This window comes from Nocardia arizonensis, from assembly GCF_001310275.1.
Lineage (GTDB): Bacteria > Actinomycetota > Actinomycetes > Mycobacteriales > Mycobacteriaceae > Nocardia > Nocardia arizonensis.
Genome location: NZ_LGYZ01000088.1, coordinates 48,408 through 69,324 on the forward strand (window position 1 = coordinate 48,408; position 20,917 = coordinate 69,324).

Sequence of the window (20,917 nt, forward strand, 5' to 3'; positions counted from 1 at the left end):
CCTCACCGGCAGATCGGGGAATGTTGGGCGGCGCCGCCCGGCGTTGCGGAATCGACGATGGTCGGGATCAGGGCGGTCAGCGAAGGCAGGAGAGTGATGCGAAAGTCACAGGCATAGGCGCTGATATAGGTGCCCTCTTGGCTCACCCGCGCCAAACCCTTGAGCAGAGCGGGCAAGTTGAATCCCAGGTATGCGAAATTCTCCTTGTTGTCGAGGAAGTGCTGGGTGAATCCAGGCTGCCGCGACATCATTTCGGTCATCTGTGGCGTAATCGCGGTGATGATGCTGTTGAGCCTGCCCGCGGTTTGCGAGATCTGAGTCAGCGAGTCGAGGAGTGCATCGCGGCGCTCGGCGAGTCCGGTGATCACCGCCCGCGACTGGGTCAGAACCGTCTCCAGATCACCGCTGTGCGCGGCGAGGTTGCGCACCACGGTGTCGAGATTCGTGATCACCGTGCCGAGCACCTGGTCGGGACCTGCCAATGATTGTGCGAGCGTGGAGGTCTCAGCGATCAGGGTGACCACCGCGCCCGAGTCGCCCTGCAACGCGCGAACCAGCGCGCCGGTGAGGTTGTCGACCTGTTCGGGGTCGAGACCGCTGAAGAGCGGCTCGAATCCGTTGAGTAATCCGGAGATGTCGAAGGACGGCTCGGTTCGGTCCACGCCGATCACCGCCTTGTCGGCCAGCGGCCCGTTGTCCCCGACCTTGCCGAGCGCGAGACCGAGGTAACGCTGGCCGATGATGTTTTGATAGGTGATCGATGCCTTGGTGTTGCCGTAGAGCTTCTGGTCGCGCTCCACCCGGAACGTCACTTTGGCCTGAGTACCGACCAGCTCCATCTTGTCGACCCGTCCGACGCGCACACCGGCCATGCGGACGTCGTCACCGACTTTCAGGCCGGAGACATCGGTGAAGATCGCCGAGTAGGAGTTGGTCGCGCCATCGACGCCACGGGCGAGTGTGACGAACGTAGACCAGATGATCGCGACGGCGACGGCGAGGAAGACGGAGAATCCGATCAGCGGCTTGCGGTAGCTCATCGGGTGCCTCCGGGCGCGGGGACTGCGATGCCGAACGGCAACGTGGCGACGGGAGTCTGCGCGGCCGGTTCGGGGCCGGTCGACAACAGAGCGCCGAGCATTGTCTCGGCGGGATTGCCCCGGTCGCCCAGTACTCGACCGATCAGATCCCGCACCTCGGGGGTCAGTGCGGGCATCGGATAGGACTTCGGGTCCATCGAGGCCGGTAGCGGTTGCGGGGCAATGCTTTCCGGCGCGGTCTCACAACTCGGTCCCGCGACGGAACCGTAGCGCGGACAATCCGCCCTCGCGTACTGCGTATGCGTTCCGAGACGCAGCACCATCTTGCCGGTACCGTTGCGCGCCTTCGAATCCCAGAATTCCGCGAACCACACGTCGGAGATCGTTCGCAACCGGACCACGATAGGCGCGAACTCACTACTGCCGTCCGCGAATATGCCGAGAACCGGCTCGAGCCTCGTCGAAATGCCGATGAGTTCGTCGGTGCGGTTGTTCAACGCGGTGGAAACGGTGCCGAACGTGGTTTGGCCCGCCGCGAGGAAAGTGGTCAGGTCCGAGTTCTTCTCCGCGAGCGTGCGCATGGGCGTCACCGCGTGATTGAGCGCGTCGAGCAGATCGGGAGAAGCCGCTGTAAGGCCCCGGACCGCGTCGGCGAGCGCGCCGAGGGTGGATGGGCCCCCGTCCGGCCGCACCAATGGCCCGAGTTCGTCGATGATCCGTTCCAATTGCCGACCCGCGGCGACCAGATCGTCGCCGCGGCGGTCGGTGGCCGCGGCGACCGCGGTCAAGACGCCGACGGTTCGATCCGAACCCACGCGTGCCGTGGCCGCGACGATTTCGCGCAGTTTGGTCAGCGCCGTCTGCAACTGGACGGTGGCCAGGCTGCGGTCCTGCGCGATTTCCGCATGCTCGGACAGTGCGGGCGCCGGACCGTTGTCGACCAGTTGGACCGAGGAGACCGCGAAGACGTTGCTCGGGACCACGCGCGCGGTGACCGTGCGCGGAATCCGGCTCAGGTAGCGCGGATCCAGCAGGATCCGCACCCGGTTCGACTCGCCCTTTCCCATTCGGCTGACACCCGTGACCACCCCGACGAGCACACCGCGGAACTTGACATCCGATTTCGCGGGCAGACCGTCTCCGATCTCCGTCAGGACGGCGGTGACCTCCACCTTCGAATCGAAGGTGCCGGCCGATTTGGCCAGCAAAGCGGCGACGACGAGCGCGACCACCGCCGCCGCGAACACACCGCGAATCAGCAGGTTGCCCGCGCTCGGCCCGCGACCGTCCAGATCGAACAATGTCAGCATCGCTATCCCCCGAGCCTTGCGCCCGCGTCGAGGCCCCAGAGCCCGAGCGTGAGCAGGAGATTGGCCAGCACCACGAGGGATATGGCCGCGCGCATCGCGCGGCCCGTCGCGATACCGACTCCCTGCGGCCCGCCCGCGGCGTAGAAGCCGTAGTAGCACTGGACGAACGAGGTGATGCTCACGAAGACAACCGCCTTGATCAGGGAGTAGACGAGGTCGGGGGCCGTGAGCACCAAGTGGAAGTAGTGCTGATATGTGCCGTCCGGGAGACCACCCGAGAACCCGACGACCAACTCCACCGCGAGGTAGTTCGCGGCCAGACACAGCAGGTACAGCGGGATCACGCCGACCACCGATGCCATCAGTCGCGTGGTGACCAGGTACGGAATCGAGCGTATCGCCATGGATTCCATCGCTTCGACTTCCTCGGCGATTCGCATCGCGCCCAGCTGAGCGGTGAATCGGCAGCCGGCCTGGGCCGCGAACGCGATCGACGCCATGATCGGCGCGAGTTCACGGGTGGTCGCGGTCGAGGCGACCAGGCCGATAGCGGGCTCCATGCCGAGCAGGTGCAGAGCGTTGTAGCCCTCGATGGCGACGACCGCCCCGCCCGCGGCGCCGAGCACGATGACCACACCGGCCGTGCCGCCACCGACGACCAGGGAGCCGTTGCCCCACGCGACATCGGAGAGGATGCGAAGAAACTCCTTGCGGTAGTGCCGCACCGTCACCGGCACCGCGCCGATGACACGCAGTATGAAGGTGAACAGGTGCCCGACGCGCATGACCGCCCGCGCCTGGGCATGGACGAGCTCACGAACGGCGTGCATCGGCAGCGGGGCGTATGTCGATGCCATCACAGCCCCTGCCGCGGAAACAACAGAACATACATCTGGGTGAACCCGACGTTCACGATCATCAGCAACAGGATCGACGCGACAACCGTGGAATTGACCGAGTTCGCGACACCCGCGGGACCGCCTTTGGTGGTCAATCCCTTCTGACAGGCGACGACGGCGACGATCATGCCGAACACCGCCGCTTTGATCAGCGTGAGTACGAGATCGCCGACCGTCGCGAACGAGGCGAACGTCGCGACGAAACTACCCGGGGTCCCCTTCTGTACGAAGATGTTGAACAGATAGCCCGCCACGAATCCGACGAAGCACACCAACCCGGTGAGCGAGACGCCGACGATCACCGCCGCCGCGAGCCGTGGCACCACCAGTCGGCGTATCACGGACACGCCCATGACCTCCATGGCGTCGAGCTCGTCGCGAATCTTGCGTGATCCCAGGTCGGCGCACACCGCCGAACCCACCGCGGAGGCCATCAGCAACGCGGCAACCATGGGCGCGCCCTGCCTGATCACCGCGAGGCCACTCGCGGCGCCCGCCAGCGAGGTGGCGCCGACCTGGCCCGCCAGTAGCCCGAACTGGATCGACAGCGTGACACCGATGGGCAGAGCGACGAACATCGTCGGGAGCGCCGCCGTGGAACTCATGAACGCGGATTGCCGAATGAACTCGGCGAAGGCGAACCTCGCGGTCACGATGTCCACGATCAGGTACTGGAGGGCACGAATGCCCAGTTTGCACTGGCCGCCGACAGTTTCTAGCGACGTCAGGGGATGCCGTCGCAGATATCCGCGAATCCAACTGCCGATTTGTCCGAGGGCCGACGCGACGTCGGCGGGAGCCGGTGGGGCCTCGGGGCACGCGGAAGCTCGCGTACGCGGCCCAGCACGGTTGATGAGCGTCATTGGTCGTCGTGCTCCACGTTGTTCAGTCCCAAGTGGCTTCGGCTCCGGCGGAGCCTGGGGAATAGGGTGGGAAACCGAATTTCTTGGTGAACGCCTCACCGGAGAGGGACTGCCCGCGGTACCTGGCGTTGCTCGCCGTCAACAGTTCGATACGTCGTTTCAGCGACCCGATTTCGTCTGGGTCACCGTTCGACTTTTCCAATTCCGCCAAACGGGCTCGGTCGAATGCGACCGCTTCGGCCAGACGAGCGGCCGCCTCTCCGTAGGTCAGCAGGTCGTAGTCGTCGGAATCCGGCCGCGCCGCCGAGTATTCCGATGCACCCGACTGTTCCACGCCCACAGCTCAGCCCTCGAAACGCAGCAGTTTGCGGGCGTTGAGCTCGACGATCTTGTGCGCTTCGGCGTCGGGCACGCCGAGCAGATTCTCCGCGACGCGTTTGCGACTGTTGGGCCAATTGGAGTCCGAATGCGGATAGTCGACCTCGATCAGGATGTTGTCGATGCCGACCTTGTAGCGCGAGTCGACACCGTGTAGGTCATCGATGAAGCAGCCCCAGATGTGTTGCCGGAAAAGGTCGGAAGGACGGTCCTCACGGCTGATGTCCTGGTACCAGCGGTGCCGCTCCCAGGTGTAGTCGAGCCGCTCCAACAGGTAGGGAATCCAGCCGATGCCGCCCTCGGAGAGCATGAACTTCAGCTTCGGATGCCTTTGCAGCATGCCCGAGAACACCAGGTCGGCGGTCGACCACATCAGGTTGGTCGAGAACGTCGCGATGGCGACGGCGAAGGGGGCAGGCCGCTCGCCCGCGGGCGGGGTGCTGGTCGAGAAGCCCGGAACGAAGCCGCCCGCGCCGAAGTGCAGGCACACCGGCATGTCGGCCGCCTCGAGCGCGTCCCACAGCGGTTCCCAGTGGGTCGGATGGTGGAAGGACGGCAGACCGAGCGGCACCGGGCTGTCCGGGAACGAGACCGCCCTCGTGCCCTTCTCCGCGAGGCGCTCGACCTCCGCGGCCGAGGCGATCGGATCCCACACCGGCAGCAGGCCAAGCGGTATGAGCCGGTCGGGTGCCGCGGCGCACCACTCGTCGGTCTGGAAGTCGTTCCACGCCTTGACGCATTCGTGTGCGAGCACCTTGTCTTCGGCCCGAACGAACACGCCACCGCCGAAGCCTGGAAAGGACGGGAAACACAGCGCGCCGTGCACGCCATCGATATCCATGTCCTTCACTCGTTCGGCCGGGTCGTAGCAACCGGGGATCATGTCGTCGTAGCGAACCGGCTCCATACCGAATTCCGCGGGCGGCTTCCCGGCTACGGCGTTGAGACCGATCTGCGGGTACACCTTCCCTTCGTAGCGCCAGACGTGGTGCCCCTTCTCGGTCTCGATGATCCGCGGGCCGAGCTCATGGTGTTCGGCGCGCAGCCGGTCCTGCCAGACTCGCGGATGTTCGATCACGTGATCATCGACGGAGATGATCTTCATGTTGTCCTGCAAGGGCATACCGCAGCTCCTCCATACGTTGGTCAAATAATATTACTATTTAACCTAATTAGGAAGTCTAGCGTGCCGGCGCGACGAGGGGCAGCCCTTTTCGGCAACCGATCAGTGTCGACCCCGATCAGCACCTCGCGGCAGGCCCAAGGCACGCTCGGCCACGAGGTTGCGCAGCACCTCGTTCGTTCCGCCCGCGATCGTGAAGGCCCGCGCGTACAGGAACGCGTCCTGCCACCACCCGTCGGACACGGCATGCCGGTCCCCTTCGACCCGCACCCCGTCACCGCCCTGCAGCTGCATGCCGAATTCGGCGATCGCGAGATTCACCTCGCTGAACAGGATCTTCGACAGTGCGGCGTCGGCAGCGTCGCCCGTTCCGTGCATCGCCCTGGACTCGCCGTAGGCGGACATCAGCGCGTTGACATGCGCGTCGGCGATCAAGCCGCCGATGGCCTGCCGCACATCGTCGCGATCGATGGCCCGCACCCCGCCGACGCGGACCGAACGCGCGACATCGAGCAGGTCATCGAGCGCACGGAACAGCGTCAGGCCGCCGCCCGCGCTGGAACGCTCCTTGGCCAGACTGGAATTGGTGACCAGCCAGCCCGCGTTGACCTCGCCTATGACATTCGCTGCGGGAATCACGACACTGTCGAGGAAGACCTCGTTGAAGTCGGTGGTACCGGTGATCTCGCGAAGCGGCCGAACATCGATGCCAGGACTGCGCATATCCACGGCGAAGGCTGTGATGCCACGGCGCTTGGGCGCGTCCGCATCGGTACGGGCCAGCAGGTAGCCCCAGTCGGCGTGCTGGCCGTTGGTGGTCCACACCTTCTGCCCGTCGACGATGAAGTTGTCGCCATCGCGCCGCGCGCGAGTCGTCAGCCCCGCCAGGTCGCTGCCCGCGCCGGGCTCGCTGAACAACTGGCACCAGATGTGCTCGCCGGAGCGAATCCGGGGCAGGAAGAAGTCCTTCTGATCCCGCGTGCCATGGTCGATGATCGCGGCGCCTGCCAGCAGACCGCCCCCGACCGGCAGCGGCGCGTTCGCCCGCGCCAACTCCTCGGCGACAACGGCGTGATGCTGCGGGTGCGGGTGCGCCAACCCACCGTATTCGACCGGCCAGTCCGCCCCGACGAAGCACTCGCCGTAGAGCGTCGCCGTCCATCGCCGCAACTGCGGAATCTCCTCCGGTTCGGGCGCCCGTACGCCCGCCCGCCCGCGCCGCTTCGGCGCCTGATCCCGAGTGATCCGCCGAACTCGTTCGCGAAGCTCATCGAGTTCCGGGTCTTGCCCAAACCGCACGCCAACCTCCTCATCGATCATCGACGGGCGTATACCCATTTAGATTAATGAATGTACTATATAAACTCATTGGCAGGCCGGTCTGAAGCAGGAGGAACAATGGACTTCGAGCCGACGGACGAGCAGAGCGCGCTGCGAGAAGCGACACGCGCCCTGCTCACCGCCCGGGCGCCTGTGACCGCGACGCGGAGCCTGCTCGACACCGACAACGACTTCGACACCGAGCTATGGCGGCTGGGCGCCGAGATGGGCTGGCCCGCCCTGGCCGTCTCCGAGAAGGACGGCGGGCTCGGGCAACAGCTGATCGACCTGACCCTGGTCGCGGTCGAGCACGGTCGGCACGTGCTGCCGAGTCCGTTACTGCCCACAGTCGTGGTCTCCGACGCGATCGCCCGCATCGCCGACACACAGGTCAAGCAGCGTCACCTTCCATGCCTACTGGACGGAACATCGACCGCGGCATGGGCTTTCGCCGAGTTCGGCAAGCCGTGGACGATCGAGGATTGCTCCACTCTCGCGGTCGAAGACCCCGATGGATTCATCCTCGACGGCGCGAAAGCCAACGTGCAGGATGCCGCGTCAGCGGCGGTGCTCCTGGTCGACGTGCTGTACCAAGGCGAGCCCGCCCGCTTCCTGGTGCCGGCGGACGCCCCGGGTGTGAGCATCCGGCGCCAACGCACCCTCGACCTCACCCGCGCGCTCGATGACGTGATGCTGGAGAACGTCCGGGTCCCACGTGAGGCGTTACTCGCCGACGCGACACGGGCACGCGCCGAGATCGCCCGATCACAGCAGATGGCTACCGTGCTCACCTGCGCCGATCTGGTCGGGGTCGGCGAGCGTCTGCTCGAGCTCACCGTCGAGTACGTCAAGGAACGCCGCCAGTTCGATCAACCGGTCGGCAGCTTCCAGGCGATCAAGCACAAGTGCGCGAACATGCGCATGTGGGTGCAAGCCGCGACCGCCGCGACCTACTACGCGGCAATGGCCGTGGACGCCGGTTCCGCCGACGCCGAGCGCGCGGTGAGCGTCGCCAAGTCATACGCCTCCGACGCCATCGGCCGTACGGCGGGCGAGGCCCTCCAATCACACGGCGGCATCGGTTTCACCTGGGAACACGATCTACATCTGTTCATCCGTCGCGCTCGCAGCGACGCATTGCTCTGCGGCGACGTGACGCATCATCGCGAGGTGCTGTGCCGCGGGCTGGAACGCGCCAAGGCGTAATCGGAGCACTCATCGGTGGGGTAGATCATCGATCGACCCCCGGGCCGAAATCAGCCCAATCATATACCTGTAATCGAGGAGCGAGATGCACCTGACCACCATCGCACGCCGGTACCCGGAGAAGAACGCGATAGCCATGACCGGCTCGGGCATGACTGTCACCTACCGGGAGCTCGACGAACGTTCGCGCGCCATCGCCGATAGCTGGGCCGCGAACGGCCTGCGCGCGGGCGACCACATCGCGATCCTGATGGGCAATCGTCCCGAATTCCTCGAAACGTGCTGGGCCGCGCAGCGCAGCGGCCTCTACTACACGCCGGTCAATTGGCACCTCACCAAGGAGGAGGCGAGCTATGTCACCGACGATTGCGGTGCCCGCGTACTCGTGGCGGGCGACGAGATCGGTGACCTGGCCGCGCAGGTGCTCGCGGACTGCCCTCGGGTCGAGACGGCGATGATGGCCGGAAGCCCGCGCACCGGCTTCCTCGACCACTCCTCGATCGCGGCGCGCAACGAACCCGACTCGGTCCACGAGGAGCGCGAGGGCTACTACTTCTTCTACTCGTCGGGTACCACCGGCAGACCGAAGGGTATCGAGCCCACTCATTCGTTCCCGCCCTTCGGAAAGGGTCTGCGCCTGGACCACATGCTGCCGTCGGCCTACGGAGTCGGCGCCGACTCGGTGTATCTGTGCCCGGCGCCGCTCTACCACGCTGCCCCGCTCGGCTGGTCACTCGGATTCCAGCGACACGGTGGCACGGTGGTGGTGATGGAATCGTTCGACCCGGTCGAATGTCTGCGCGCGATCGAACGATACGGCGTCACGCACGCGCAATTCGTACCGACGATGTTCGTGCGGATGCTCAAACTTCCCGCGCGACAGCGTGACGGGTTCGATCTTTCCAGCTTGAAGGTCATCGTCCACGCGGGCGCGCCCTGCCCCACGTCGGTCAAACGGGAGATGATCGACTGGCTCGGGCCCAAGCTCATCGAGTACTACGCGGGCAGCGAGGGCGGCGGAATGACCATGATCACGGCGAAGGAGTGGCTGGCCAAACCGGGATCGGTGGGCAAGGCGACCTATGGCACGATCCATGTGCTCGACGACGACGGTGTCGAGCTACCCGCCGGTGAGGTCGGCACCGTCTACTTCTCCGGCGCGGAGGGGTTCTCCTATCACAACGACGCGGCCAAGACCGCGGCCTCGCGCAATTCCGCGGGCTGGCACACCATCGGCGACCTCGGGCATCTGGACGCCGATGGCTACCTGTATCTGTCCGATCGGCGTAACGACCTGATCATCTCCGGTGGTGTGAACATCTACCCCCAAGAGGTGGAGGGTGCGATCATCATGCATCCCGCCGTCGCCGACGTCGCCGTGGTCGGCATCGACGACCCGGAGATGGGGCAGTCGGTGCACGCGGTCGTCGAACCGGCGCCGGGAGTGGTGACCGATTCCGCGCTCGTCGAAGAACTCACCGATTTCTGCCGCGGCAGGCTCGCGCGGTTCAAAACGCCGAGGTCCATGACCTTCGTCGACGCGCTTCCCCGCACTCCCGCGGGCAAATTGCTGCGGCGACGGGTGCGGGAGGACCTCGCCCAGGACGGCACTAGGACCTGACCCGCATCCCGGCCGGTGCTTCACGCGAATTGTTCGCGCAACAACGGCTTTTGCACCTTGCCGCTCGCGGTCCTCGGCAGTTCCGCGACTACGCGCAAATGCTCGGGCGTCTTCTGCTTGGCCAAACCCGCGGCGTCGAAATGCGCTACCAGGTCGGACAAGTCCACGTCGTGCCCGGCGCGCACCACCACAACGGCGCAGACCCGCTCACCGTAACGCTCGTCGGGAAGTCCGATCGCGGCCGCTTCCACGATACCGGGATGCGAGAGCAGAACATCTTCCACCTCTTTGGACGAGATGTTCTCCCCGCCGCGGACGATGATGTCCTTTTTGCGATCGGTGATCCGCAGATAGCCATCCGCGTCGAGGCTTCCGATATCGCCGGTGCGGAACCATCCGTCGGAGAACGACGATTCATCGAGTGCGGAGTCGGCGTAGCCGACGAACAATTCCGGTCCACGGGAGAGGATTTCACCCTCGTGGGCGGTTGGCACCTGATCACCGAATGCATCGACGACGCGGATCTCGGTTCCCGGAGTAAGGCGTCCATCGGTCTCCGCGCGCTTGACCAGCGGATCGTCGGGAACTCCCGAGCTGATCGTCGGATGTTCCGTGGAGCCGTAACAGCGAAACGCCCTTACCCCGAATCCGTCCGCCCGGCGGATCAGATCGCTGGAAACGTTCGCGGCGCCCGTGGTGTATTCGACCAGCGACGACAGGTCGAGACCCCGCGACTCGGCCTCGTCGAGCAAACCGGCGAGATGGATGGGGGCGCCGCCGGATGCCTGGATGCGGTGCCGCACGATCAGGTCGGCCGCCTCGGCAGGTGACCACTGGTCCATCGCGATCGTGAGCGTGCCGCGGCCGAGCATGCGCAGTATCCCCAGCGCGCCGGCGACATGACCGGGCGGGAACGCGACGAGACTGCGGACATCGGGTCCACTGCCGCGCAGGCTCTCCATCGCGCGGACCTCGCCGAGCAAGGATTCGTGACTGTGGCGAACCCCCTTGGGTTCGGAAGTCGTGCCCGATGTGTACACCAACAGGCAGCACTCTCCAGGGCGATTCGGCACGTACGGCTCGAACCCGGCCGGATCACCGGTGACGAGATCGGTGTAGTCGGCGACATCCGGTATCGACTCGCCGACGGCGAAACAGTATTGCAGCGTCGGAGGCCGGGCCGATACCCGGAAGAGTTCACCGTTGTCGCGCCCGCGCCACCGCGAGGCCGCGACGAACACCTTCGCGCCGGACCGGCGCAGGATGAACTCTACCTCGCGTGGGCCGTAGATGGGCACGATCGGCAGCAGCACCGCGCCCGCCGCCCACGCGGCGGCATGGACGACGAAGCATTCACGCCAGTTCGGCAGCTGCACGGCGACGACATCACCGGGCCCGACCCCCAGTTCCCGCAAGCGGGCGGCGACCTGACAACTCTCGCTCCAGAGCTCCCCCAGCGTCGTCTCGGCGGGCCGTACCGCACTGTGCACGATGACCGGTGTCCGGCCGAAACGTCGTGCCGCTTCGGCCAACTCCGTTCCGATCGACGGTCTTTGCGGATGCTCCACGAACACTCCTTGATTACTCGGACTACCGGGTGAGCAACATGCACCCGGCGATGGGACCGCCACCGGCGGAGACGACGGCGACCTCGGGTCGCCGTGGCAACTGCCGCTGCCCCGCCGCACCGCGCAATTGCAGACAGGCTTCGTGCAACACCCAGTAACCGTGCATCCGGCCGGCGGACAACTGTCCGCCGTAGGTGTTCAACGGCAGGATGCCCGCTCGGCCTATTCGGTGGCCGCCCTCGACGAACGGACCGCCCTCCCCGGGCGCGCAGATCCCCAGCGCTTCCAGCCAGGCGAGGGTGAGGAAGGTGAATCCGTCGTACAACTGGGCGATGTCGAGATCGTGCGGGCGCAACGTCGTGCGCGACCAGAGTTGGGCCGCGGCGTCGGCCGAGGCCATTGTGGGATAGTCGGATCGCTGCGTCCAACCGCCCGCGCCGTCGGCGCCGCCGATCGCCTCGAAGAAGACCGCGGGTGACGGCGCATCCGCGGCATCCGCGCGGGTCGACACCACGATGGCGATGGATCCGTCGACGGGCACATCGCAGTCGAGCAGACCGAAGGGCGTCGACACCGGGCGGGCGCTCAGATAGTCATCCATGCTCATCGGGTCCCGGTACACGGCAAGCGGATTCAGTGCGGCATTGGCCCGGCTGTGCAACGCCACCCAGCCCAGCTGCTCCTTTGTCGTACCGTAGAGCTCCATATGCCGTCGGCACGCCATCGCCAGCCAGTTCGCCGCCGAATAGGCGTGCGCGCCAAGCAGCGCCGGTATGTCGGCCATCGTGCGCATCGCCTGAGCGCGCGCGTCGCCGTTGGCCGCGCCACGCGGTTTGTCGCCGACACCGCCCGCGGCGTTGTCACCGGAATCGGATTTCGGCCTCGGGTCGACGGTTCCGCCCATCATCGCGACGGTGCGATAGATGAGCACGTGTCGAGCGCGACCCTCGCCGACGGCGACGGCCGCCGACATCACCGGAGAGAGCAGACCGCCGGTCTCGAATCCGCCTCCCTTGTAGCGCACTTCGAGTCCGAGCGCCTCGACGACGGCACGCGGCGGCGTGTCACCGAGGGTCGCGAGACCGTCGATGTCGCTCGGCCGCAGACCCGCGTCGGCGATCGCCGCGCGCGCGGCCTCGAGAGTCAGCTCGGAGCCGGGGATACCGGTCCGGCGGCCGATTCGGGAAATGCCGACCCCGGTGATCGCCGCGTCCTTCTCCGGATAGCGCATCGATACTCCTAAATTTTCTAACTCAATGTACAGTCAAAGCGTGTCGAGTATCGAGTCCTCCGCCGATCCGTCCCGCACCGCCGCATCCGCGACTGTCGAGGTCCATCGATGCCCCGATTGCGGGAATTGGATCTATCCGAGCGCCGAAAACTGTGCCGTCTGCGGCGGCCGATCGGAGCGAATCGAGATTCCCGGCACCGGGACGGTCTTCACATTCACCGTCAATCACCATCCCTATCGACCAGAGATGCCGGTCCCCTATGTCATCGCGCTGATCGAACTCGACGAGGCGCCCGGACTGCGCGTCGCCGCCAATATCGTCGACTGCGACCCGGAATCGGTGCGGATAGGAATGCCGGTGCGCGCGCGATCGGGAATGCCCGACGGGGTCGGCGCCACGACGTTCGTGCCTCGTGACGCAGACCCCGCCTGACCGACACCGCGCGGGTATCAGCTCACCAGCGGATCGCGTGGCATTCCCAGAATGCGTTCGGCGATCTGGTTGCGGGTGATCTCCGAGGTGCCGCCCGCGATCGACATACCGCGCGAGGCCAACAGCATCAACCCGACCATCTTCGCGGGACCGGAACCCAGCGCCACGTCTTGGCCGAGCAGGCGCGCCGACAGGTGTGCCCGGTCACTGATGTGCTCGGCCAACAACAGCTTGGTGATGTTGCCCTCCGGTCCCGGCGGGCCGCCTGCCACACTGCGCGCCGCCCGGCGCAGGTTCAGCACCCGCAGCGCCTCGTCGTCTGCCAAGAAGCGGCCGACCAGCGGACGCGCGCCCGTGACACTTTCGCCGTACTTCTCGCCCAGCTTGACCATGTACTCGGCCGCACCCTGACTGCCCGCGACGCCACCGCCGATACCGACGCGTTCGTTGCCCAGCGTCGCCCTGGCGACCGTCCAGCCCGCGTTGGGAGCGCCGACCACATTGTCGTCGGGCACGAACACATTGTCGAAGAACACCTCGTTGAACTCCGCCCCACCGGTGATCTGGCGCAGCGGACGGACCTCGACACCCGGCGCGGACATGTCGATGATCACCGTGGTGATGCCCTCGTGCTTGGGCGCCGACGGGTCGGTGCGCACCGTGGCCAGGCCGCGCCGGCACCTGTGCGCACCGCTGGTCCACACCTTCTGCCCGGTGATCCTCCAGCCGCCCTCGACCCGCGTCGCCTTGGTCTTGATCGCGGCGGCGTCGGATCCGGCCTCGGGTTCGGAGAACAACTGGCACCAGACCTCGTCCCCGACGAGAGCCGGACGGACGAAGCGCTCGATCTGCTCGGCGGTGCCGTGCTGGATGAGCGTCAGAATCACCCACCCGGTGATGCCGTACTCGGGACGCGCGAGCTGCGCGTTGGCGAATTCCTGCTCTATGACCAGTTGCTCGACCGCGTCGGCGGCTCGGCCCCACGGCTTGGGCCAATGCGGCATGGCACAACCGGTCTCGATGAGACGTTCGCGGCGGGCGCGCTCGTCCTCGATCGCCGCGGCGGCGGTGAGCACCGAGCGCACTTCGGCCCGGATCGTTTCGGCTGAATCGGGCAGATCGAGGCTGTTGGCCCGCTTGACGCCCGCCGCCGAGAGCGCGAACAGGTCGTCTTCGGCGGCGCCACCGCCGAAGATCGCGTCCAGTGTCGCGGCGCGGCGCAGATGCAGATGTGCGTCGTGTTCCCAGGTGAACCCGATACCGCCGTGCACCTGGATGTTCAGCTCGGCATTGCGCACGTAGCCGGGCAGTGCCAGTGTCGCCGCGGCGGCCGCCGCCAGCTGGAACTGCCCGTCGTCCTCGGTCGCGGCACGTGCGGCATCCCACACCAGCGCCAGCGCGGACTCCGCCGCCACCGCCATGTTCGCCAAGTGGTGCTTGACAGCCTGGAAAGAGCCGATCACGCGCCCGAACTGCTTGCGCACCTTGGCGTATTCCACCGCGGCGTCCAGTGCGTCCTCGGCGCCGCCCACCGCCTCGGCGGCCACGATGGTCCGCGTGTACGCCAGCAGTAGCGCACGCTGTCCCACGAGGACATCCGCGTCGCTGACGGCCATGTCCGCCAGCGTGATCCGACCCGATCGGCGTGTCGGATCCAAATTCTCGGGGATCTCGGCGGACAGTCCGGCACGGCCACGCTCGACGATCAGCACATCTTCGCCTGCCACCAGAACCAGCAGATCGGCCAGACCGGCTCCCAGCACCACGCCCGCCGATCCGGTCGCCTCGCCGCCCTTGATCGTGATGTCGCCCGCGACTCCGATGCCCGCGACGGTCGATCCGTCCAGCAGGCCAGGGAGTAAGCGCCTCTTCTGCTCCGCACTACCCGCGGCGGCGATCACCGCGGACGCTGTCACGGTCGGAACGAACGGACCGGGTGCCACCACCCTGCCGAGTTCCTCCACCACCACGACCAATTCCAGCAGCCCGAAGCCGGACCCGCCATCGGCCTCGGCGATGTGCAGCCCGAGCCAGCCGAGTTGGGCGAGCTCGGACCAGAAGAGCGGCCTACCCGCTTCCGGTGCGTCGAGCAGCTCACGGGAGAGTGTGCGAGCCTTGTGCGCACCGAGGAAGGAACGTGCGACCTCCTCGAGTTGGCGGTGGTCATCGGTCAACGCAATACCCATCGGGGTCTCCTCAATTCAGACACGGCCAGGTTCGGTCGTAGAGCGCCCCGGAGGCGGTGCGCATCAGATAGTTGTCACGCTGGATACCTCGCCAGATCTGAGCGACGTAATCCAGTTCATCGAGTTCGCCGGCTTCGACCAGGCCGGCGAGCGCGGCTCGGCCCGCATCCACCGTGGCAGGCTCGGCGCCGAGCAGTTCGGCCAGTTCGGCCAGTTCTTGCGCGTCCAGCGCAGCGCCGCGGCGATCGACCTCCCGCAGGAACTTGACCAGCCGCGCCGCACCTTTGGTCCACTGCACCGCCAAGGCGTCTCCCGCGCGAGCGGCGACGTGCTCGAGGACGCCGAGCGTGGTGTCGTATGTCGAACTGTAGGGCGAATCCGGCGCATCCGATTCGAAATCCATTCGCTCGGCTTCGATTCCCACCACATGCGCCAGCGCCTCGATCAGCAGCCTTCGGTGCAGCATCCCGAAGATGAGCGCGCTGCCTGCGTCGGGCGAGCCGACGACCGGCGCCACCCGTGCGTCGATACCCGCGTTGTTGTTGGTCGCCAAGCGGGTCTCGGCGAGCAGCCGGTAGTACCAGATCCGCCGCTCGTCCAGCTTATGGCCGGACAGCCGCTCGTATTCGGCCAGCCGCGACGGGAAGTGGGTGAAGGTGTCCTGCACCGTGCGCAACGACAGCCACGCGATATCGTCCATGGGGTCGCCGTAGTGGGCGAGTTCCATGTCGACGATGGCGGTGACCTTCCCGTTCTCGTACATGAAGTTGCCGGGACCGGTGTCCCCCTGGACGAGCACGACCGGGCCGTCGTATTCGGGCACATTGCGTTCGAGCCAGTCGAGGCAGAAGTTCAACAGGGGCGCCGGTTCGTCCCTGCGCGCCACGCGCTTTCGCATCGCGGCGATCTCGTCGCGCACATGCTCACCGACCGTACGCACCTCCCCCAGCGCCGCGATACCGAGGTCGCGCGGGTCGATGCGGTGCATGGCCGCAAGCTTCTCGATGAAGTCCTTGGCGACGCTGACCTGCTCGTCCTCGTCCTTGATGAGTCGAAACCACGTGGCCCCGCTGATCCGCTCGAGCAGGGTGGCCTGTTGTTCGGGGTGCACTGCCACCACCTCGGGCACCGCCACACCGTGGGCGTGCAGCGCGGTGAGTATCTCGGCCTCCACCTGAAGGGTGTGGAATACGCTGCCGGGCTTGGGCACTCGGCGGTCGTAACGCAAGAACAGCGGCACCGTGGTGTCACCGGTCACGGCCTCGACGAACCATGCTTCTCTGCTGGCGCCGCCGGTGACTCGTTTCACTTCGATGTCGTCCGCACCGGTGACCGATATGATCCACTCGCGCAACTCGGGTGGAACACTCTTGCTGTCGCTCATGTTCGTCTTCTCATCTCCGTATCCGGTCAGGACGACTTCTTGGCCGCGGCGGCGGCCAGCCAGGCCCGGACCGCCTGCTTGTGTTCGTCGGTCGACCCGGACCGAACCATGCGCTCGCTTTCCAGGGGCAGCGCCTCGGCCAGCGACAGTCGGTACGCGTCGAGCACATTGGCCTTCATGCGTCCCAAGGCCACGGACGGGCCCGAGGCGATGGTGCGTGCCCAAGCCATCGCCGCGGTATCCAGTTCGTCCACTTCGACGACCCGGTTCACCAGTCCGAGTGCCAGCGCGGCATCCGCCGCTATCGGCGCCCCATCGACCAGCAACTCGAGCGCTTTGGACGGGCCGACCAGGCGCGAGAGAAACCAGGCGCCGCCGAAATCGCCGGACAGCGCCAGCCGCCCCCAGCCCGGGATCAGCATGGCCGACCGGTCGGCGACCCGCAGATCGGTCGACAGGGCGATCGAGAGACCTGCACCCACCGAGCCACCCGACAGCGCCGCGATGGTCACCTTGGGCATCTCATGCAGTAGTCGAACCATACGAGCGTTGTGCGTCAGCTCGGCGACCCGCTGTTCGAGCGTCGGCGGTGGGTCGCTATCCGCGGCGCGACGGGCGCGCCCGTCGCGGACGTCACCGCCCGCGCAGAACGAGGCGCCCGCCCCGTTGATCAGGACGCAACCGACCTCGGAGTCCTCGGCGAAGCGCTCCAATGCGCGAGGTACGCCGTCGAACATCTCCGGGTGCAGCGCATTGCGACGCTCCGGCCTGTTCAGGGTCACGACGCCGACGCCTTCGGTGATCCGCGCGAGGACGGTGTCGGTGCCGGTATCGATGACCGAGTCAGCGCTCGACGCGGTGGCGGAACCGCTCATCGGCGCTTCTCCGCGGCGAGTTCGCGGTGCCTGGCCAGCATGCCCACAGCCTTTCGCTCGAGGTCGGCGCCGACCTTCGGCAGCAGCACCGGGCCGAGTTCGCGGCTGGGCAAAGCGATCGTCGCCGTGGCGGGAGCGGTTACCTCCCCGCGCTGATTGGTCGCCCTGAATCGCACATCCACCAGTCCGTTGCCGTCTTCGACGCGCTTGCCGACCACTTCGCCGGTGATGACCTGGGTGTCACCGATATAGTTGAATTTGCGCATCTCGTCGTGCTGGCGCACCAGCCACCCGTCGTCGCCCATCCAGTCGGTGAGGTAGTGGGTGAGCCAGCATTCCCGGGTGACGCCGTAGTCGTAGGCCATCGGATTGCCGATCGACTGCGACCATTCGTTCTCCCAATGCAGCCGCTGCGCGGCATCCGGGATACCCGCGGCGTTCTTGATGTAGAACTTCGGCACTCGCTGCCGGTTGCGGTAACCGATGCGCGCCGGACCAATGCCGTAGGGCGCGAAACCGTACCCACCCGCGTGGAAGGAGATGATGTCGGTCAGCGTGAGCGGACCTTTGGCCATCTTCGGCAGCACATCGCCGATCTGCACGTCCTCGAAGTACCTGGGGTCGGCGCCGCGCGGCCCTTCGGCCGCGTAGATCTCATCGATCTCGGCGATCTGCTCGTCGGTGTAGGTCGCGGGCTCGATGCCCATGTACTTGCCGCGCTCGCGCGATTGCTTGCGCTCCGTGGCGATCAGGATCGTCCGCAGCACGGCCACCACCTCGCCGCGCTGGTTGACACGCACCGAGCGCAGCACCCGAATGATCGAGCGGCCTGCGAACTCGCTGGTCTTCTCCTCGATGGACTCGAGCCCACCGAAGGCGTACAGCTCGTCGCCGGGATACACCGGGCGGAACCACTCGGTGTCCTGGCCCGAGACGAACAGGTGCACGCCGGAGAACAGCCCCTTCGTCGCCTTACGGATATCCTCGGGAATCGGATCACCGAACGTCTTGCGGCACATGGCGATCGGAATCATCGGCGGCGCGATCTGGCTGCCCCAGCGGGTTTTCGGGCCGTACTCGGGATCGGCGAAGAGCGGATTGTCGTCGCCGTAGCCGCGTGCGAAGTTCCGTATGCCGTCGGGAGTCGCCGTCCGGTAGTACTCGTCGATTCCGGTCGGCGCGTCCAGACCGAGCAGCAATCGAGCGCGCTCGATGTCCTCGTCTTTGATCGAGTAGTCGAATACCTCTGCGCCACCGTGCTTCTGGTCCATTTCCGCCCCCATGTCAACGCACCCGCAGCGGCAGCGAGGACAGACCACGCAGTGACGGCGTCTGCTTGTAACGCAAGCTCGAACGCGGCACGGCCAACTCGATGGTGCTGAACCGCTCCACGAACGAACGCAGTGCGATCCGGCCCTCGAGCCTGGCCAGCGGGTGGCCCATGCAGTAGTGCGTGCCGTACGCGAAGGCGAGATGCTTACCCGCCGCGCGGCTGAGATCGAGGGTGTCCGGGTCGTGGAACACCGTCTCGTCGCGGTTGGCCGAGATGATCATGCCCAGGACCTGTCCGCCCTTCGGAATCACCGATCCGGCGATCTCGACGTCCTCGGTGGCGTAGCGCGTGGTGCCGCAGGCCACCGGCGAGGTGAAGCGCAGCAGTTCCTCGATGCCGTTGTCGATGCGCTCGGGGTCCTCGCGCAGCACCGCCAACTGATCCGGATTCTCCAGCAACGCCAGGACGCTGCTGCCGACGAGGTTCGACGTCGTGTCGTGTCCGGCCAACAAAAGCAGGAAGACCATGCCGAGCACTTCCCGGTCGCTGAGCTTGTCGCCCTCTTCCCTGGCCGCGATCAGGCTCGAGATAAGGCCGCTGTCGGGGTCGAGGCGCCGTTGGTCCACCAGATGGTCGAAGAAGGCGAGCAACTTCCGACCGGTGCCCATACTCCTGATCATGCCGAGGAGGCCGCCGCCGCCCGCGGCCGAGAGCTTGTGCGACCACTCGTGGAAGCGATCGCGGTCGGCGTCGCTGACTCCGAGCATCGACGCGATCACCGCCAGCGGCAGTCGCATCGCGAAGTCATCGATGAAATCGATTTCTCCCTTGGCGGCGGCTCGTTCGATCAGGTCGTCGGTGATGCGGGTGATGTCGTCGGCCATACCGGCGACCAATTTCGGAGTGAACGCCTTGTGGACGAGATTCCGTAGCCGCTTGTGGTCGGGATCATCCTTGAACGGCATGGTCTCGCCCAATAGACGCAGTGTCGCGGGCAGCATCCACGAGAACTTCGCCAGACCGCTGTTGGCATTCGAGTCCGAGGAGAACCGCGGATCGCTGTGCATGGTCTTGACGTCCTCATACCGCGTCAGCATGTACGCGGCTCCGCGTGTCATCAGCGGCGCCTTGACCTTGGACAGTGGAGCGTTCCGGCGCAGGTACGCATACCGTGGGTACGGGTTGTCGTACATGACGGCCTCGCTGAGGTCGGTGAACTCCATTGCTGCAACGGCAGTGGACATGGCAGTACTATCCTTCGGATTTGGTGTCGATCCGTACGACGGCCGACCCGGTCAAGACGGTCTCGTCGCGCTGGTTCGTCGTGATCAGCGCGATGTGGGCTTCGCCGCCGACGATCTCGTCGATGCGGGCCTCGGCGGTCAGTGAATCGCCCGGCCACACCTGTGCGACGAATCGCGCGCTGTAGCCGGTGATGTTCTCGGCCCCGAACCAATCGGTCACCACGCGGCCGGTCATGCCCATCGTGAGCATGCCGTGCGCGAAGACGCCCGGAGCCCCCGCCACCTTGCGAGCGAAGACCTCGTCGGTGTGCAACGGGTTGTAGTCGCCCGAGGCGCCGGCGTACTGGACGATTCGAGTTCGGGTCAGGTCGTCCACCAACTTCAACCGACGAACGTCACCGACCTTCGCCTCGTTCACGGCGGCACTAGTCATGGGATTCCTCTCCGGCCCCGGACCGTACGGGCGCACTCTGGGTGGCGACCGCTACCGCTGTCGCAGTCACCACCAATTCACCTGCGGCGTCGCGGTATTCGGTGATCGACTCGGTGAACATGAGCGTGCCGCCACGACGCCCCTGCTTCTCCCACGTGCGCCCCGCACGCTGTTGGGCGGTGAGGACGTCGCCGACGCGCACGGGCCGCGCGAAGTCGAACCGCTGTTCCGCGTGCAGCGGCCCCCCGCCACCGGCCTGCTTGGTCTGCCCGGCGGCGTCCGCCTCGGCATTCGCTGGTTCGGCCAGGCCGCTCGCGGTGGCCCCCGAGCCCATCCACGGTCGCCCCTCGTGGGGACGCAGCGGGAAGTCGGGATCGAACTGCGCGCCGCACTGCACGAAGGTCGGCGGCGCGACCACGCCCGCGAGACCGTTCTCGACCATCTGCCCATCGGAGTAGTCCACGCTGGTGTCGCCGATTGATCGCGCGAACATCAGGATATGACCGCCCTCGACAGGAAAGCGTTGTGCG

Annotated in this window: 19 protein-coding genes; 3 read left to right on the top strand and 16 right to left on the bottom strand. The window is 66.3% G+C overall.

Annotated elements, in window-relative coordinates:
- Nucleotides 1-2: 2 nt before the first annotated feature.
- The 7 genes from APZ21_RS21045 to APZ21_RS21075 all read right to left on the bottom strand — a co-directional run bounded on the left by APZ21_RS21045 (nucleotide 3) and on the right by APZ21_RS21075 (nucleotide 6,912).
- Nucleotides 3-1,040 (bottom strand): MCE family protein, encoded by a 1,038-nt coding sequence (locus APZ21_RS21045; RefSeq protein WP_054815001.1) that lies wholly within the window; start codon nucleotides 1,038-1,040, stop codon nucleotides 3-5.
- The gene (locus APZ21_RS21050; protein WP_054815002.1) at nucleotides 1,037-2,350 is read right to left on the bottom strand and encodes an MCE family protein; all 1,314 of its coding nucleotides are present in this window, start codon (nucleotides 2,348-2,350) and stop codon (nucleotides 1,037-1,039) included. The genes APZ21_RS21045 and APZ21_RS21050 overlap by 4 nt, the downstream gene beginning before the upstream one ends.
- A gap of 2 nt (nucleotides 2,351-2,352) precedes the next feature.
- Nucleotides 2,353-3,207, bottom strand: a complete 855-nt coding sequence (locus tag APZ21_RS21055; protein WP_054815003.1) for an ABC transporter permease — start codon at nucleotides 3,205-3,207, stop codon at nucleotides 2,353-2,355.
- Entirely contained in the window at nucleotides 3,207-4,112 is a 906-nt protein-coding gene (locus APZ21_RS21060) for an MlaE family ABC transporter permease (protein ID WP_054815004.1), read from the bottom strand. Before APZ21_RS21060 ends, APZ21_RS21055 begins: the two co-directional genes overlap by 1 nt.
- A gap of 22 nt (nucleotides 4,113-4,134) precedes the next feature.
- A complete protein-coding gene (locus tag APZ21_RS21065; RefSeq protein WP_054815005.1) occupies nucleotides 4,135-4,446 on the bottom strand; it encodes a hypothetical protein in 312 nt (103 codons plus the stop codon).
- 9 nt (nucleotides 4,447-4,455) lie between these two features.
- Nucleotides 4,456-5,613: an amidohydrolase family protein gene (locus APZ21_RS21070; protein WP_054815006.1), complete on the bottom strand. Its 1,158-nt coding sequence runs from the start codon at nucleotides 5,611-5,613 to the stop codon at nucleotides 4,456-4,458.
- A gap of 102 nt (nucleotides 5,614-5,715) precedes the next feature.
- Complete coding sequence (locus APZ21_RS21075) at nucleotides 5,716-6,912, bottom strand: acyl-CoA dehydrogenase family protein (protein ID WP_082393331.1); 1,197 nt, start codon at nucleotides 6,910-6,912, stop codon at nucleotides 5,716-5,718.
- A gap of 99 nt (nucleotides 6,913-7,011) precedes the next feature.
- Here APZ21_RS21075 and APZ21_RS21080 point away from each other — a divergent pair, with 99 nt between their 5' ends.
- Nucleotides 7,012-8,139, top strand: coding sequence for an acyl-CoA dehydrogenase family protein (locus APZ21_RS21080; RefSeq protein WP_054815008.1), 1,128 nt, complete (start codon nucleotides 7,012-7,014; stop codon nucleotides 8,137-8,139).
- An 85-nt stretch (nucleotides 8,140-8,224) separates the two neighbouring features.
- The gene (locus APZ21_RS21085; protein ID WP_054815009.1) at nucleotides 8,225-9,760 is read left to right on the top strand and encodes an acyl-CoA synthetase; all 1,536 of its coding nucleotides are present in this window, start codon (nucleotides 8,225-8,227) and stop codon (nucleotides 9,758-9,760) included.
- Nucleotides 9,761-9,780: 20 nt separating this feature from the next.
- Here the strand turns inward: APZ21_RS21085 and APZ21_RS21090 are convergent, their stop codons facing one another.
- Both APZ21_RS21090 and APZ21_RS21095 read right to left on the bottom strand, forming a co-directional pair.
- Nucleotides 9,781-11,328, bottom strand: coding sequence for an AMP-binding protein (locus tag APZ21_RS21090; protein WP_239476746.1), 1,548 nt, complete (start codon nucleotides 11,326-11,328; stop codon nucleotides 9,781-9,783).
- 22 nt (nucleotides 11,329-11,350) lie between these two features.
- Nucleotides 11,351-12,559, bottom strand: coding sequence for a thiolase family protein (locus APZ21_RS21095; protein ID WP_054815010.1), 1,209 nt, complete (start codon nucleotides 12,557-12,559; stop codon nucleotides 11,351-11,353).
- A gap of 130 nt (nucleotides 12,560-12,689) precedes the next feature.
- Here APZ21_RS21095 and APZ21_RS33210 point away from each other — a divergent pair, with 130 nt between their 5' ends.
- The gene (locus APZ21_RS33210; RefSeq protein ID WP_239476753.1) at nucleotides 12,690-12,992 is read left to right on the top strand and encodes a Zn-ribbon domain-containing OB-fold protein; all 303 of its coding nucleotides are present in this window, start codon (nucleotides 12,690-12,692) and stop codon (nucleotides 12,990-12,992) included.
- 17 nt (nucleotides 12,993-13,009) lie between these two features.
- Here the strand turns inward: APZ21_RS33210 and APZ21_RS21105 are convergent, their stop codons facing one another.
- The 7 genes from APZ21_RS21105 to APZ21_RS21135 are packed head-to-tail and all read right to left on the bottom strand — an operon-like array spanning nucleotide 13,010 to nucleotide 20,880.
- Nucleotides 13,010-15,178 (bottom strand): acyl-CoA dehydrogenase family protein, encoded by a 2,169-nt coding sequence (locus APZ21_RS21105; protein WP_054815011.1) that lies wholly within the window; start codon nucleotides 15,176-15,178, stop codon nucleotides 13,010-13,012.
- Nucleotides 15,179-15,188: 10 nt separating this feature from the next.
- Complete coding sequence (locus tag APZ21_RS21110; protein WP_054815012.1) at nucleotides 15,189-16,562, bottom strand: phosphotransferase family protein; 1,374 nt, start codon at nucleotides 16,560-16,562, stop codon at nucleotides 15,189-15,191.
- Nucleotides 16,563-16,588: 26 nt separating this feature from the next.
- Entirely contained in the window at nucleotides 16,589-17,437 is an 849-nt protein-coding gene (locus APZ21_RS21115) for an enoyl-CoA hydratase/isomerase family protein (RefSeq protein WP_054815013.1), read from the bottom strand.
- On the bottom strand, nucleotides 17,434-18,708 hold the full coding sequence (locus tag APZ21_RS21120) for an FAS1-like dehydratase domain-containing protein (protein WP_054815149.1): 1,275 nt from the start codon (nucleotides 18,706-18,708) through the stop codon (nucleotides 17,434-17,436). The genes APZ21_RS21115 and APZ21_RS21120 overlap by 4 nt, the downstream gene beginning before the upstream one ends.
- Nucleotides 18,709-18,721: 13 nt before the next feature.
- Nucleotides 18,722-19,954, bottom strand: a complete 1,233-nt coding sequence (locus APZ21_RS21125) for a cytochrome P450 family protein (protein ID WP_054815014.1) — start codon at nucleotides 19,952-19,954, stop codon at nucleotides 18,722-18,724.
- A gap of 7 nt (nucleotides 19,955-19,961) precedes the next feature.
- Nucleotides 19,962-20,387, bottom strand: a complete 426-nt coding sequence (locus tag APZ21_RS21130; RefSeq protein ID WP_054815015.1) for a MaoC/PaaZ C-terminal domain-containing protein — start codon at nucleotides 20,385-20,387, stop codon at nucleotides 19,962-19,964.
- Nucleotides 20,380-20,880, bottom strand: coding sequence for an FAS1-like dehydratase domain-containing protein (locus APZ21_RS21135; RefSeq protein WP_239476747.1), 501 nt, complete (start codon nucleotides 20,878-20,880; stop codon nucleotides 20,380-20,382). The genes APZ21_RS21130 and APZ21_RS21135 overlap by 8 nt, the downstream gene beginning before the upstream one ends.
- Nucleotides 20,881-20,917: the final 37 nt, after the last annotated feature.